At 56.6% G+C, this 14,631-nt stretch carries 12 protein-coding genes; 10 read left to right on the top strand and 2 right to left on the bottom strand.

All coding sequences use genetic code 11. The features are described 5' to 3' along the window. Positions 1–14: 14 nt before the first annotated feature. On the bottom strand, positions 15–524 hold the full coding sequence (gene ompX / locus EC836_RS09285) for an outer membrane protein OmpX (RefSeq protein WP_105593511.1): 510 nt from the start codon (positions 522–524) through the stop codon (positions 15–17). Between the two features lie 364 nt (positions 525–888). Between ompX and rhtA the strand changes: the two genes are divergently transcribed. The 6 genes from rhtA to ybiO all read left to right on the top strand — a co-directional run bounded on the left by rhtA (position 889) and on the right by ybiO (position 7,662). Continuing rightward, on the top strand, positions 889–1,785 hold the full coding sequence (gene rhtA / locus EC836_RS09280) for a threonine/homoserine exporter RhtA (RefSeq protein WP_123332355.1): 897 nt from the start codon (positions 889–891) through the stop codon (positions 1,783–1,785). A 351-nt stretch (positions 1,786–2,136) separates the two neighbouring features. Further along, positions 2,137–2,640, top strand: coding sequence for a DNA starvation/stationary phase protection protein Dps (gene dps / locus EC836_RS09275; RefSeq protein WP_123332353.1), 504 nt, complete (start codon positions 2,137–2,139; stop codon positions 2,638–2,640). 400 nt (positions 2,641–3,040) lie between these two features. Continuing rightward, complete coding sequence (glnH, locus tag EC836_RS09270) at positions 3,041–3,787, top strand: glutamine ABC transporter substrate-binding protein GlnH (protein WP_123332351.1); 747 nt, start codon at positions 3,041–3,043, stop codon at positions 3,785–3,787. 93 nt (positions 3,788–3,880) lie between these two features. Continuing rightward, complete coding sequence (gene glnP, locus EC836_RS09265) at positions 3,881–4,540, top strand: glutamine ABC transporter permease GlnP (protein ID WP_123332349.1); 660 nt, start codon at positions 3,881–3,883, stop codon at positions 4,538–4,540. After that, complete coding sequence (gene glnQ / locus EC836_RS09260; protein ID WP_123332347.1) at positions 4,537–5,259, top strand: glutamine ABC transporter ATP-binding protein GlnQ; 723 nt, start codon at positions 4,537–4,539, stop codon at positions 5,257–5,259. The genes glnP and glnQ overlap by 4 nt, the downstream gene beginning before the upstream one ends. 132 nt (positions 5,260–5,391) lie before the next feature. Further along, positions 5,392–7,662, top strand: coding sequence for a mechanosensitive channel protein (gene ybiO / locus EC836_RS09255; protein ID WP_123332345.1), 2,271 nt, complete (start codon positions 5,392–5,394; stop codon positions 7,660–7,662). Between the two features lie 7 nt (positions 7,663–7,669). Here the strand turns inward: ybiO and rlmF are convergent, their stop codons facing one another. Then, a complete protein-coding gene (rlmF, locus tag EC836_RS09250; RefSeq protein WP_123332343.1) occupies positions 7,670–8,599 on the bottom strand; it encodes a 23S rRNA (adenine(1618)-N(6))-methyltransferase RlmF in 930 nt (309 codons plus the stop codon). A 93-nt stretch (positions 8,600–8,692) separates the two neighbouring features. Between rlmF and EC836_RS09245 the strand changes: the two genes are divergently transcribed. The 4 genes from EC836_RS09245 to EC836_RS09230 all read left to right on the top strand — a co-directional run bounded on the left by EC836_RS09245 (position 8,693) and on the right by EC836_RS09230 (position 14,631). Beyond that, positions 8,693–9,325 carry a flavin reductase family protein gene (locus tag EC836_RS09245; protein ID WP_123332341.1) on the top strand — a complete coding sequence of 211 codons (633 nt, stop codon included), beginning with the start codon at positions 8,693–8,695 and terminating at the stop codon, positions 9,323–9,325. 114 nt (positions 9,326–9,439) lie between these two features. Further along, a complete protein-coding gene (locus EC836_RS09240; RefSeq protein ID WP_123332339.1) occupies positions 9,440–9,979 on the top strand; it encodes a PadR family transcriptional regulator in 540 nt (179 codons plus the stop codon). A 426-nt stretch (positions 9,980–10,405) separates the two neighbouring features. Continuing rightward, positions 10,406–11,527, top strand: a complete 1,122-nt coding sequence (locus tag EC836_RS09235; protein ID WP_123332337.1) for an efflux RND transporter periplasmic adaptor subunit — start codon at positions 10,406–10,408, stop codon at positions 11,525–11,527. Next, positions 11,527–14,631 (top strand): efflux RND transporter permease subunit, encoded by a 3,105-nt coding sequence (locus EC836_RS09230; protein WP_123332334.1) that lies wholly within the window; start codon positions 11,527–11,529, stop codon positions 14,629–14,631. Before EC836_RS09235 ends, EC836_RS09230 begins: the two co-directional genes overlap by 1 nt.

The following is a 14,631-nucleotide window of genomic DNA, read 5'->3' as shown; positions in this document are numbered from 1 at the left end:
CGGGCAAAGGCAACTTAGAAGCTGTAGCCTACGCCAGCAGTCCAGGTACCCACGTCAACGCTGCGGATACGGCTCTGCTCGTAGCCCACGTCCAGAGCAACGTTCTGGATTGGGTTGAACTGCAGACCAGCACCGTAGGAGAAGCCTACGTCGCTTGAATCATATTTTTCACGGTTTGGTTCGTTGTACTGGTATTTGCCGTAGCCGATACCCACAACGCCGTAGATGCTTGCCCAGTCATTCAGACGGTAAGCAGGACCACCGGTAAAGCCGTAGTACTGGCCTTTGATGTAATCGCCCGCGTCAGTACGATCTTTCTCGGTGTAGGTGAAAGAGCCAATCCAACCCAGTGGATCGCTGCCGTTTTCGTAACGGTATTTCAGGTTAAAGCCGTTCGCTTTGTTAGCAATTCCCTGGTAGTCGCTCTGTGCATAACCAGCGGTAACGGTGCTTTGTGCCATTGCTGAACCAGCAGAAACTGCCAGAACGCAAGCCAGTGCGGAAAGACATGCAATTTTTTTCATAACCACCTCAAATGTAAAAAGTACTTCTATCCTGACAACGCTAAAAATATAACAAAATATAGTGGGAAACTCCGCCCTATTTTCATTGTCTAACCGAATATTTGGTGTAACAGAAAGTTAATGGAAGTTTATATGTTATTCATTTTTCTTATATTTATGCGACATCGCTCGCTATTTTATCCCTTGTAAAAAAAGGTTCATTAAGAGTAATCCTAATTGAAACCTGACAGTTCTTTACGTGATTCCTTTGTTTTCTTTAACTTCCGTTTATTTTTTAGCGCGATCGTCTGAGATTATCGTCGCCGTTCACGTAGACTGTAGCGCGACCTCTGATAACAACGGAACATAAGGATTGAGATAAAGGATGTCACCTCAACAGTTAAAAAATTCCATCTGGCTTCCCGTCCTGCTCTTATTGATTGCCATGACGTCAATACAGGGCGGCGCAGCGCTGGCTAAATCGCTTTTCCCACTGGTGGGCGCACCGGGCATTACCGCGCTGCGTCTTGGCCTTGGCACCCTGATCCTCTGCGTGGTGTTTAAGCCCTGGCGTCTGCGGTTTCAACGCAGCCAGATCCTGCCGCTGATTATTTACGGCCTGTCTCTGGGCGGTATGAACTATCTGTTTTACTTATCGATCAGCACGGTGCCGTTGGGGATTGCGGTTGCGCTGGAGTTTACCGGGCCGCTTGCACTCGCGCTGGCCAGTTCGCGCCGACCGCTGGATTTCCTCTGGGTGGTGCTGGCACTGCTGGGGCTGCTTTTCCTGCTGCCGCTTGGCGAAAACGTCAGCAGCGTCGATCCCGTTGGTGCGTTGCTTGCCCTGGGGGCGGGTGCACTGTGGGCGGTTTATATCATTACCGGCAAACGCGCGGGCAGCCAGCACGGACCGGCCACCGCCGCAATGGGTTCGCTGATTGGCGCACTGGTGTTTGTTCCGCTGGGGCTGACGTTTGCTAACAGCGGCGGCTGGGCGCTGTCATTGATCCCGATCGGCCTGGCGATTGCCGTGCTTTCCAGCGCGCTGCCCTATTCTCTTGAAATGGTGGCGCTGACCCGCATGCCGGCCCGTACCTTCGGCACTCTGATGAGCCTGGAACCGGCGATGGCGGCCATTTCCGGCATTTTGTTCCTGGGCGAAGTGCTGAGCCTGGTACAGTGGCTGGCGCTGCTGGCGATCATCCTGGCGTCTGCCGGTTCCACCCTGACCCTTCGTCCGGCAAAAGCGAAAATCGTGTCGGTCAATGAGAATCGTGAATAATTAACCCCTTCCCGTTTCTTCATAGGAAGCGGGAAATCCCCCAGTTTGTTTTTTATGAAGTAACAATTAATTAACATGGCAATAATATTTAATTATTACTTACAGAGAGAGTCGGTTCTCAACCAACAATTAAAACCTCGATAAAATTCAAAGCGCTGGCTAATATTCGAAAATAACAATCATTCTTATTAGTATTTTCGCCATTGAAAAAAACAAATAAACACCTGCCAAATCAACTCATCACGCACTATTAAAGCAATAGGAACCACCTTTACTGCAGGTTTAAAAAACGGTGCTATACTTATTTCCGTAATTTAACAGGACAACCTGACCATTAAGAGGATATTAATGATGAGTACCGCTAAACTGGTTAAAGCAAAATCTTCTGATCTGATTTACACCCGTAACGATGTGGCCGATGAAGACAAAAAAGCCACCATTGAGGTGCTTAATCGTCTGGTTACCGAATTCATCGATCTGTCCCTGATCACCAAGCAGGCACACTGGAACATGCGCGGCGCTAACTTCATTGCCGTGCACGAAATGCTGGATGGATTCCGCACCGCGATTACCGACCACCAGGATACGATTGCAGAACGTGTGGTTCAACTGGGTGGCGTTGCGCTTGGCACCACGCAGATTGTTAACGACAGAACGCCGCTGAAAAGCTATCCGCTGAACATTCACAGCGTACAGGAACACCTGAAAGCGCTGGCCGATCGCTATGCCGTGGTGGCTAACGACGTGCGCAAAGCCATCAGCGAAGTGTCTGACGAAGACAGCGCCGACATTTTTACCGCCGCTTCCCGCGATCTGGACAAATTCCTGTGGTTTATCGAGTCCAACATCGAATAAGTCCGCTGCATTAATCTGACATTTTCACCACATCTGAGCAGATGGCCACGCCATCTGCTCTTTTTTTACCCCGAACGCCGGCGCATACCCCACGCTATTCCCACAAAAAATCAGAGCCCACTGGCAATTAATTAATCCCCTACGACACTATCTGTTGTTTTTATCCGGCAATTTGCTACAACTGCTAATGCAAGTCGGGCGACCCATTGCACCACACTGGACGAGATGCACCAAGATGGCGCCCAAAAATAGTGCAAACCACTGTATCGTGTCAGCACCGTTCGGAAAACTCGCATTAACTCGCTGTTTTTCATATCATTGCAAAACTGGCATGATTCTTTCATAGGGCTGCTGGCATTTAACCGGGAAAGACGTTCCGGAAAGCGATAAGGATAAAATGATGAAGTCAATTTTTAAGGTCACTCTGGCTGCGCTGACCATGGCGTTCGCCGTGTCTTCCACAGCTGCAGATAAGAAACTGATCGTCGCAACAGATACCGCTTTTGTTCCTTTCGAATTCAAACAGGGCGATAAATATGTCGGCTTCGACATCGACCTGTGGGATGCAATTGCAAAACAACTGAACATTGAATACACCCTGAAACCGATGGATTTCGCCGGTATCATTCCTGCACTGCAGACGCGTAACATCGATCTGGCCCTGGCCGGTATCACGATTACCGACGAGCGTAAGAAAGCAATCGAATTCTCTGACGGTTACTACAAAAGCGGCCTGCAGGTGATGGTGAAAGCCAACAACGACAGCGTGAAGGGCATTGAAGACCTGAACGGTAAAGTAGTGGCAGTGAAGAGCGGCACCGGTTCCGTGGACTACGCGAAAGAGCACATCAAAACCAAAGATCTGCGCCAGTTCCCGAACATCGATAACGCCTACATGGAGCTCGGCACCAACCGTGCTGACGCCGTGCTGCACGACACCCCGAACATCCTGTACTTCATCCATACCGCTGGCAAAGGCCAGTTCAAAGCGGTAGGCGAGCCGGTTGAAGCTCAGCAGTACGGTATTGCCTTCCCGAAAGGCAGCGACGACCTGCGTGAGAAAGTGAACGGCGCGCTGAAAACGCTGAAAGAGAACGGCACTTACAATACGCTGTACAAAAAATGGTTCGGCAGCGAACCTAAATAATAAGAGTCAGAACGGCTGTTCTTAATGCGGGAGCCGATGTGTTCCCGCATTTTTCCACATCAACAAAAATGGTTTTAGATCCGGAGAATTAACATGCAGTTTGACTGGAGCGCCATCTGGCCTGCTATTCCAATCCTGCTTGAAGGTGCCAAGCTGACCCTGTGGATTTCGGTCCTGGGCCTGGTTGGCGGTGTGATTATCGGCCTTATCGCCGGTTTTGCCCGCGCCTACGGCGGCTGGCTGTCACGCAACATCGCGCTGGTTTTCATTGAACTGATTCGCGGCACCCCGATTGTGGTGCAGGTGATGTTCATCTACTTTGCTCTGCCCATGGCGTTTAACGATCTGCGGATCGACCCGTTCAGCGCGGCAGTGGTGACTATCATCATCAACTCCGGTGCCTACATTGCTGAAATCACTCGTGGTGCGGTACTGTCCATTAACCGTGGCTTCCGTGAAGCCGGTCTGGCGCTGGGCCTCTCCAGCCGCGAGACGCTGCGCTACGTGATCATGCCGCTGGCGCTGCGCCGCATGCTGCCACCGCTGGGCAACCAGTGGATCGTCAGCATCAAGGACACCTCCCTGTTTATCGTCATCGGCGTGGCCGAACTGACCCGCCAGGGGCAGGAAATTATTGCCGGTAACTTCCGCGCGCTGGAAATCTGGAGCGCCGTTGCCGTTATCTATCTGATTATTACGCTGGTGCTGAGCTTTGTTCTGCGTCGCATTGAGAAAAGGATGAAAATCCTGTGATTGAATTTAAGAACGTTTCCAAGCACTTCGGTGCGACCCAGGTCCTGCACGACATCGACCTGAAGATTGAAAAAGGCGAAGTGGTGGTGATTATCGGCCCGTCTGGTTCCGGTAAATCGACCCTGCTGCGCTGCATCAACAAGCTGGAAGAGATCACCAGCGGCGAGCTGATCGTTGACGGCCTGAAGGTTAACGACCCGAAAGTCGACGACCGCCTGATCCGTCAGGAAGCCGGCATGGTGTTCCAGCAGTTCCATCTGTTCCCGCAGATGAGCGCGCTGGATAACGTGGCTTTCGGTCCGATCCGCGTACGTGGCGCGAAGAAGGCCGATGCGCACCGGCTGGCAAAAGAGTTGCTGAGCAAAGTGGGCCTCGCCGAGCGCGCAAACCACTTCCCTTCCGAGCTGTCAGGTGGCCAGCAGCAGCGCGTGGCGATCGCCCGTGCGCTGGCGGTGAAGCCGAAGATGATGCTGTTTGATGAGCCAACCTCGGCCCTTGACCCGGAACTGCGCCACGAAGTGCTGAAGGTGATGCAGGATCTGGCTGAAGAGGGGATGACCATGGTTATCGTCACCCACGAAGTCGGATTTGCCCAGAAGGTCGCCTCACGCCTGATCTTTATTGATAAAGGCCGCATCGCCGAAGACGGCAACCCGGACGAGTTAATCAGCAACCCGCCGAGTGCACGCCTGCGCGAATTCCTGCAGCACGTCTCGTGATCCTGCCGGGGCGGCATTCGCCGCCCCGCTTTCGTCTGATTCCTAAAATCTCCCCGGTTGCCCTCTGCCTCTGAGGCAGGCGTCTATACTTTTCTGTTGCCGCTGACGCTGGCGCCACAACAGGAGAACAGGATGCCCGGACTCACTTCCCCACTGCGCTATCTGTTACAGGCTTTACTGCTGCTGACTTGCAGCACGTTTCTTTCCTCCGCTCAGGCGGTGACTTTACCCGCCGCGGCCGTCGCCGCCCAGTCGCAGCAGACGACAGCGGACGCCGACACCACTCCGCCCGATGCCGATGAAAAACGCGCCGCGTGGGCCGCACTGGCTAATATTCTTGATAACGACCAGTCGCGCCAGCAGCTGATTGAACAGCTGCGTAAAGCGTCAGAGCCTCCGGCAGCGCCTGCCGACCCGGTGCTGACGCCGCCGGAAGAAGAGGAGGATAAAACCGTCCTGCAGAGCGTAACGGACGTCAGCCGCCAGTTCGGCGGCGAGTTCGCCTCCCGGCTGCAAACCCTGCAGCGGAATATTATCGATGCCCCCCATAAGCCGTTTAACCAGCAAACCTTCTTTAACGCCGTCAGCCACTTTGCCATGCTGGCGGCAGCGCTGTTCGCCTTCTACTGGCTGACGCGCTGGGCGGCCTCCCCGCTCTATCGCCGGATGGGCGCCTGGGGGCGGCGTAAGAACAGCGAACGGACCAACTGGCTGCACCTGCCCGCGATGATTGCCGGGGCTTTTGTTATCGACCTGCTACTGCTGGCGCTGGCGCTGTTTGTCGGGCAGATACTCAGTGACAACATGAATGCGGGCAGCCGCACCATTGCCTATCAGCAGGGGCTGTTTCTGAACGCCTTTGCCCTGGTTGAGTTTTTTAAGGCCGTATTGCGGCTGATGTTTTGCCCGCGTTTTCCCCAGCTGCGCTTTTTCCATCTTACCGACGATCGCGCCATCTACTGGAGCACCCGCATCAGCTGGCTGAGTGGACTGATCGGCTACGGCCTGCTGGTGATCGTGCCGATCGTCTCAAATCAGGTGAATGTGCAGGTTGGCGCAATGATCAACGTGCTGGTGATGGGGCTGGTGACGGTGTGGGCGCTGTATCTGATTTTCCACAACCGTCGCAACATTCAGCTGGAACTGACGCGGCTGGCGGATCGCTCGCTGGCGTTTTTCGCGCTATTTATCCGCGCGTTTGCGCTGGTATGGCACTGGCTCGCCAGCGCCTACTTTATCGCCCTGTTCCTGTTTTCCCTGTTCGATCCCGGCAACAGCCTGAAGTTTATGATGTCCGCCAGCGTGCGATCGCTGGCGATTATCGCCATCGGCGCGCTGGTGTCCGGCATGCTGACCCGCTGGATCAATAAAACCATCGTGCTCTCCCCGGAGCTACGCCGTAACTATCCCGAACTTCAGCAGCGGGTGAACGGCTGGCTGTCGGCGATGCTCAAGCTGGCGCGGGTGATCAGCGTGTTTGCCGTCACCCTGATGCTGTTGAATGCCTGGCACCTGTTTGACCTCTGGCACTGGCTCACAGTGGGCGCGGGGGAGAAGCTGGTGGATATTCTGATCCGCATCGTGGTGATCCTGTTCTTCTCCGCAGTGGGCTGGACGCTGCTCGCCAGCCTGATTGAGAGCCGCCTGGCTTCGGACTCGCACGGCAGGCCGATGCCCAGCGCGCGTACCCGCACCCTGCTGACGCTGTTCCGCAACGCGCTGGCGGTGGTGATCAGCACCATCACCATCATGATCGTGCTGTCCGAGATCGGCGTGAATATCGCCCCGCTGCTGGCCGGTGCCGGGGCGCTCGGGCTGGCGGTGTCGTTCGGCTCGCAGACGCTGGTCAAAGATATTATTACCGGCGTGTTTATCCAGTTTGAAAACGGCATGAACACCGGGGATCTGGTGACCATCGGGCCGATTACCGGTACGGTGGAACGAATGTCGATTCGTTCCGTCGGGGTACGTCAGGACACCGGGGCTTACCACATCATTCCGTGGTCCTCGATAACCACCTTTGCCAACTTCGTGCGCGGCATCGGCTCGTTTGTGGCGAACTACGACGTCGATCGCCGTGAGGATACCGATCGGGTCAACGCTACGCTGCAGGCGGCGGTCAGGGAGCTGCTGGAGGATAAAACCATTCGCGGGATGGTGATCGGCGAACCGTCGTTTGCCGGGCTGGTCGGCTTAACCAATCAGGCGTTTACCGTGCGTGTCTCGTTCACCACCCAGCCGCTGAAGCAGTGGACGGTGCGGTTCGCGCTGGACGGCATGGTGAAAAAGCACTTCGATGCCGCAGGGATCAAAGTGCCTTACCAGACGGTGCAGGTGATGCAGAGCGGCAGCGATGTGGCGGGTGCCGCGGGCGTGCAAGCGGCGCTGCCTGCTCCGGAGTGAGCTGAACTTACTTACCCATCAAACGCGTGCGCTGTGGCTGTTCCATAAAGCTCCAGGCGATAAAGCGGCTTTGCTTTTGACCCTGGGCCATATCGATGGTGCGCACGGCAGCCACGTCGGCCTCTTCCAGCGCGCGCCACAGCTCCGGCAGGTTCTCGCGGCGGGAAACCAGCGAGGTGAACCAGATACACTGGCGGGCGAAATTCGCGCTTTCCGCAATCATCCGGCCAATGAACGCCTTTTCACCGCCCTCACACCACAGCTCATCCTGCTGCCCGCCGAAGTTCAGTGGCGCATTGCGATCCAGCCCCAGATTACGCAGCTTGCGCTGGCTGCCTTCGCGCGCATCGGCGGCGGAAGCGTGGAACGGCGGATTACACATCGTGGCGTGATACAGCTCATTTTTATGAATGATACCGCCGAAGATCGTCGAACTGTCCTTCTGACGGCGCAGACGAATAGCACGGTTCAGGCCCGGGTTCGCTGCGATAATACCGTTGGCAGCGGCCATCGCCTGCGGATTAACCTCGGTGCCGGTAAAGCGCCACTGATACTCGCTGTGGCCGATAATCGGATAGATCATATTGGCACCGCAGCCGATATCCAGCACGTTGATATCACGCGGCACTGCGCGATTATTATCTTCCGCCAGCAGATCGGCCAGATGGTGAACATAGTCAGCGCGGCCCGGCACCGGCGGGCAGAGGAAGCCTTCCGGGATATCCCAGTGGGCCAGCCCGTAGAAATGGTGCAGCAGCGCCTGGTTCAGGGTTTTCACCGCTTCCGGGTTGGCGAAATCGATCGACTCGCTGCCCCAGTTATTAACGGCAACAAACGGCGCCAGCGCCGGATGACAGGCGATCAGCGCAGCGAAATCATAACGTCCGCGATGGCGGTTACGCGGGTGAAGAACATTTTTTTCGGCAGGGGTTTTCATCAGTAACTCTCTTGTCAGCAGCGGCGTAAGATACCCTCTGTGCTATTAATGGTAAACATTTCCCGCTGACTTTACTCTTTATAAGGACGATTTATGTCACGATCACGCCATTCCTACCGACCGGAGCAGGGGCACGGTCTGCCCCACGATCCGCTGAATGCCATTATCGGCCCGCGCCCGATCGGCTGGATCAGCTCGCAGAATGCCGCCGGGCAGCGCAACCTCGCGCCGTACAGCTTCTTTAACTGCTTCAGCTATCGCCCACCGATTATCGGCTTTGCCAGCAGCGGCTGGAAGGACAGCGTGGCGAACATCGTTGAAACCGGCGAATTCGTCTGGAATCTGGCCACGCGATCGCTGGCGGTGGCGATGAATGAAAGCTCGGCCTCGCTGCCGCGCGGGGAGGATGAGTTCATCCACGCCGGGCTGACCGCCCTGCCCGCCAGCCGGGTCAACGTCAGCATGGTGGCGGAAAGTCCGGTGAATTTTGAGTGTCGCCTCACGCAGTGCATCCAACTGCAGGACGCGCAGGGTGGGCTGCTGGACAGCTGGCTGGTGCTGGGGGAAGCCATCGCCATTCATATCGACAGCGACCTGCTGGACAACGGCATTTATCAAACCGCCAAGGCAGAACCGATCCTGCGCGCCGGTGGCCCCAGCGCCTATTATGGCATCAGCGAAGCCCAGCGATTTGACCTTGTTCGCCCCGATGCGCGCGTAAAATAGGGTCTTAACGAAACTTTTACTCTTTGCTGGCGGAATCCTCTCAAGATATATCTTGATGACTTTATTGCTCAAGATATATCTTATTTTGGTCAGCCATTAACCTGCACTGTGACCATGAAAAAAACGCTTCATCCCCAGGAATCAAACGTCGATGAGTCAAAAAAAGCGAGCGACTCCGGCAAGAATCAGGCGCGTCGCGGCAAAGCCTTTACCCGCACGGAACTGGTCCTGCTGGTGCTGCATCTGATTCGGCTCAATCCAACGCACGGGTATGAGGTGATTACCTCGATCAGGGACTATTCGCAGGGCGTATACCGTCCCAGCCCCGGCGTGATCTATCCGATTCTGACTTCGATAGAAGAAGAGAAGTATGCCACGACCATCGAAAGCGGCGGCGGTAAAAAGCAGTACTCGCTGACGGCAGCGGGTGAAGCGTTCCTCGCCCGGCATCATGAGGCGCTGCGCGACACGCTGATAAAAATGAAAAAGCTGGTGGTCAGCCAGACGCAGAAAGACCCGCTGATCGAAGAGGCGTTTGAAAAGCTGAAATTCAGCCTGCGCACGCTGACAACAAACAGAACCATTAACACCGACGAGCGTGCGGCTATTGTCGATGCCATTATTGAAGCCAGCGAGAAAATACGCCGAATTTAGAAATCACCCTTGGAAAATCTTATTCCCCTGATGATTAAATAATACAGTGTGTCGTTATGGCAATTAATTAACCTCGGCGTAAATTGTCATTGTCATTAACGGACAGATTTCTTTCACTTTAATGCGTCCGGGACAACAAAACTTTACATCAGCAAGGCCACAAGCCACACCGCACAAGGGACTGGCCGGCAAATCCAGACCGAAATCGCCCTAAAGACAGGATGATTATCTCCCGTCTGATTTTAAAAAAATGATGAGACTGGAGAGATAAAAACACGCTTCGCAATCATCCAAACGATTTCATTGCAATTACTTTACCGATTAACAGCAGTACCTGAATGTTATTAAACGTATCCTGAGCCATTGCTAAATAATGATGGCTCGCCGATGTGCCATTTTCTTTTTTAATTTGAGTGGAATAGCCATATGCAATTACGCATAGTCTCGCTGCTGACCCTTTTTTGCCTGGCCGGCTGCGATAATGTCACCTCCAGCGCCCCGGCCCCCGGTCTGACCGAAGTCGGGGTCGTCACGCTGAAAGCCAGCAGCTTTACCCTGACCAGCGATCTTACCGGGCGCACCACCGCTACCCAGACGGCAGAAGTCAGGCCGCAGGTGGGTGGGCTGATCCAGAAGCGCCTGTTCACCGAAGGGGCCGAAGTGAAAGCCGGACAGGCGCTGTACCAGCTCGACGCCGCCAGCTATAAAGCCGCCTGGCAACAGGCTGCCGCCGCGCTGAAAAGCGCTCAGGCGCTGGTAATCGGCGACTGTCAGAAAGCCAAACGCTATGCCGGACTGGTGCAGTATCAGGGCGTTTCACAGCAGGATGCCGACGATGCGAAATCCACCTGCGACCAGGATCGCGCCAGCGTGGCGGAAAAACAGGCGGCGCTGGACAGCGCGCGCGTTAACCTCGACTGGACCACCGTCACCGCCCCCATTGCGGGCCGCATCGGCATCTCCGCCGTGACGCCCGGTGCGTTAGTCACCGCCGGGCAGGACACCGTGCTGGCCACCATCCGCAGCCTCGACAGCATGTATGTGGATCTGACCCGCTCCAGCGTGGAACTGCTGAATCTGCGCAAGCGTGCACTGGCCAGCGACAACAACACGCTTAACGTCACCCTGACGCTGGAAGACGGCACCACCTACCCGGAAAAAGGCCGTCTCGAACTGACCGAAGTGGCGGTGGATGAAGCCACCGGCTCGGTCACGCTGCGCGCCGTGTTCCCGAATCCGCAGCACGTGCTGCTCCCGGGCATGTTTGTTCACGCTCTGGTCGATGAAGGCGTGGTGGAAAACGCCATTCTTGCGCCGCAGCAGGGTATTACCCGCGATGCCAAAGGCAACGCCACCGCGCTGGTGGTTAACGCAGAAAATAAAGTCGAACAGCGTGAAGTGGTGACCGCCGATGCCACCGGAACCAACTGGCTGATAACCAAAGGCCTGCATGCGGGCGACCGTCTACTGGTGGAAGGCAGCGATAAAGTCGCCGCCGGTGACAGCGTGAAGCCGGAAGAAGTCACCCGCAGCGAAGGAGCGAACTGATGTTTTCGCGTTTCTTTGTGCGCCGCCCGGTGTTTGCCTGGGTGATTGCGATTCTGATTATGCTGGCGGGGATTATGGCTATCCGCACCCTGCCAGTGGCCCAGTATCCCGACGTTGCCCCGCCCTCGATCAAAATTAAAGCTACCTATACCGGTGCTTCGGCGGAAACACTGGAAAACAGCGTGACCCAGGTGATCGAACAGCAGATGACCGGCCTGGATAATCTGCTCTACTTCACCTCGTCCAGCAGCTCGGACGGCTCGGTGGATATCAACGTCACCTTCCAGCAGGGTACAGACCCGGATACCGCGCAGGTGCAGGTGCAGAATAAGGTGCAGCAGGCCGAGTCTCGCCTGCCAAGCGAAGTCCAAAGCGCCGGAATTACCGTCACTAAAACGCAGTCCAACTTCCTGCTGATTATGGCGCTGTACGATAACAACGATCGCGCCACCAGCTCCGATATCGCCGACTGGCTGGTGAGCAACCTGCAGGATCCACTGGCCCGCGTGAGCGGCGTCGGTAGCCTGCAGGTTTTCGGTGCGGAATACGCGATGCGTATCTGGCTCGATCCCGCCAAACTCGCCTCCTACAGCCTGATGCCGTCTGACGTGCAAACTGCAATTGAAGCGCAGAACGTGCAGGTCACCGCCGGTAAACTCGGCGCCCTGCCTGCCGCCAGCAACCAGCAGCTGACGGCCACGGTGCGTGCGCAGTCGCGCCTGCAAACCGTCGACCAGTTCCGCAATATCATCATTAAAAGCGCCACCGGCGGTGCCGTGGTGCGCATCGGCGACGTTGCGCGCGTTGAGATGGGCAGTGAAGACTACAGCGCCAGCTCAAAACTGAACGGTCACCCGGCGGCCGGTGTAGCGGTGATGCTGGCTCCCGGTGCCAACGCGCTGGATACCGCCAGCCTGGTGAAGGCAAAGATTGAGGAATATCACCACAACATGCCTGCGGGCTATGAAATCGCCTATCCGAAGGACAGCACCGAATTTATTAAAATCTCGGTACAGGATGTGATTGAAACCCTGCTGATCGCCATTGTTCTGGTGGTGACGGTGATGATGCTGTTCCTGCAAAACCTGCGCGCCACGCTGATCCCCGCGCTGGCGGTGCCGGTGGTGCTGCTCGGCACCTTTGGCGTGCTGGCGCTGTTCGGCTACTCCATTAACACCCTGACGCTGTTTGCCATGGTGCTGGCCATCGGGCTGCTGGTGGATGACGCCATCGTGGTGGTGGAAAACGTTGAGCGCATTATGCGCAACGAAGGGCTGAACGCCCGTGAAGCCACCGAGAAATCGATGGGTGAAATCGCCGGGGCGCTGGTGGCGATTGCGCTGGTGCTGTCGGCGGTATTCCTGCCGATGGCCTTCTTCGGCGGATCCACCGGGGTGATTTACCGCCAGTTCTCGGTGACGATTATCGCCGCCATGATGCTGTCGGTGGTGGTCGCCCTGACGCTGACCCCGGCGCTGTGCGGCATGCTGCTGAAGCACAGCCAGCCTCCGCAGCGCGGATTCTTTGCGCGTTTTAACCGCCTGTATCAGAACGGCGAGAAGCGCTACCGCAAACGCGTGCTGTGGCTTCTTGGCCGCCCGGTGCGGCTGATGCTGGTTTACGCCGTGTTTGCCGGACTGATGGCGCTGCTGCTGTGGCGCCTGCCGGGCAGCTTCCTGCCGGAAGAGGACCAGGGCGAAATCATGGTGCAGTACACCCTGCCCGCCGGGGCCACCATCAGCCGCACCGACGCGGTGAACAAACGCGTGACCGACTGGTTCCTTAACCAGCAGAAGGACAACACCAACGTTATCTTCACCGTTAACGGCTTTAACTTCAGCGGTAGCGGCCAGAATGCCGGGATGGCCTTCGTGTCACTGAAAGACTGGAGCCAGCGCGCCGGCGAGAAAAACAGCGCGCAGGGCATCGCCCGTGAAGCCATGGCGGCGCTGGGTGATATCCGCGATGCGAAAGTCTTCGCCATGACTCCGCCGTCGGTGCAGGGGCTGGGGCAAAGCAACGGCTTTACCTTTGAGCTGCTGGCCAGCGGCGCCACCGACCGTAACACCCTGCTGAAGCTGCGCAGCGATCTGCTGAAAGCGGCAAACAGCAGTCCGGAGCTTCAGTCCGTGCGCGCCAGCGATCTGCCGCAGATGCCGCAGCTTCAGGTGGATATCGACAATAACAAAGCGGTGGCACTCGGCCTGTCACTGTCCGACGTGACCGACACGCTGAGCAGCGCGTGGGGCGGCACCTACGTGAACGACTTTATCGATCGCGGCAGGGTGAAAGAGGTCTATATCGAAGGGGACAGCCAGTTCCGCTCGAAGCCGGAAGATCTGGCGAAGTGGTTCGTGCGCGGCAGCGACGACAGCATGACGCCGTTCTCCGCCTTTGCCACCACGCACTGGATCTACGGCCCGGAAAGCCTGTCACGCTATAACGGCTCGGCCGCCTTTGAAATCGCCGGTGAAAATAGCTCCGGCTACAGCTCGGGTGCGGCGATGGACAAAATGGAAGAGCTGGCCAATCAGCTGGCGCCGGGCTCCAGCTGGGCGTGGAGCGGCCTGTCGCTGCAGGAAAAACTCGCCAGCGGCCAGGCCATGAGCCTGTACGCCATCTCGATTCTGGTGGTGTTCCTGTGCCTGGCAGCGCTGTATGAGAGCTGGTCGGTGCCGTTCTCGGTGCTGCTGGTGATCCCGCTGGGTATCTTCGGTGCCGCACTGGCCGCCAGCCTGCGCGGGCTGAGCAACGATATTTACTTCCAGGTTGCGCTGCTGACCACCATCGGACTGTCGGCGAAGAACGCCATCCTGATTGTGGAATTCGCCGAGGCGGCGCTGAAACAGGGGAGTTCGCTGAGCGCGGCGGCGATTTCCGCGGCCCGTATCCGCCTGCGACCGATTATTATGACCTCGCTGGCCTTTATTGCCGGGGTACTGCCGCTGGCGGTGGCGACCGGTGCCGGAGCCAACAGCCGCATTGCGATTGGTACCGGGATTATCGGCGGGACGCTGGCCGCGACCATTCTGGCGATTTTCTTTGTACCGCTGTTCTTTGTGCTGGTGAAGCATCTGTTCACATCACGCCACGGGAGTAAATAA

The sequence above is a fragment of the Erwinia sp. JUb26 genome (assembly GCF_003751505.1).
Classification (GTDB): domain Bacteria; phylum Pseudomonadota; class Gammaproteobacteria; order Enterobacterales; family Enterobacteriaceae; genus Erwinia.
This window is presented reverse-complemented; position numbering and strand designations above follow the sequence as displayed.

Excerpts from the sequence above, each read along its gene's own strand:
- ompX (WP_105593511.1), bottom strand. The coding sequence starts at position 524 with ATGAAAAAAATTGCATGTCTTTCCGCACTGGCTTGCGTTCTGGCAGTT.
- rhtA (WP_123332355.1), top strand. The coding sequence starts at position 889 with ATGTCACCTCAACAGTTAAAAAATTCCATCTGGCTTCCCGTCCTGCTC.
- dps (WP_123332353.1), top strand. The coding sequence starts at position 2,137 with ATGAGTACCGCTAAACTGGTTAAAGCAAAATCTTCTGATCTGATTTAC.
- glnH (WP_123332351.1), top strand. The coding sequence starts at position 3,041 with ATGAAGTCAATTTTTAAGGTCACTCTGGCTGCGCTGACCATGGCGTTC.
- glnP (WP_123332349.1), top strand. The coding sequence starts at position 3,881 with ATGCAGTTTGACTGGAGCGCCATCTGGCCTGCTATTCCAATCCTGCTT.
- ybiO (WP_123332345.1), top strand. The coding sequence starts at position 5,392 with ATGCCCGGACTCACTTCCCCACTGCGCTATCTGTTACAGGCTTTACTG.
- rlmF (WP_123332343.1), bottom strand. The coding sequence starts at position 8,599 with ATGAAAACCCCTGCCGAAAAAAATGTTCTTCACCCGCGTAACCGCCAT.
- EC836_RS09245 (WP_123332341.1), top strand. The coding sequence starts at position 8,693 with ATGTCACGATCACGCCATTCCTACCGACCGGAGCAGGGGCACGGTCTG.
- EC836_RS09240 (WP_123332339.1), top strand. The coding sequence starts at position 9,440 with ATGAAAAAAACGCTTCATCCCCAGGAATCAAACGTCGATGAGTCAAAA.
- EC836_RS09235 (WP_123332337.1), top strand. The coding sequence starts at position 10,406 with ATGCAATTACGCATAGTCTCGCTGCTGACCCTTTTTTGCCTGGCCGGC.
- EC836_RS09230 (WP_123332334.1), top strand. The coding sequence starts at position 11,527 with ATGTTTTCGCGTTTCTTTGTGCGCCGCCCGGTGTTTGCCTGGGTGATT.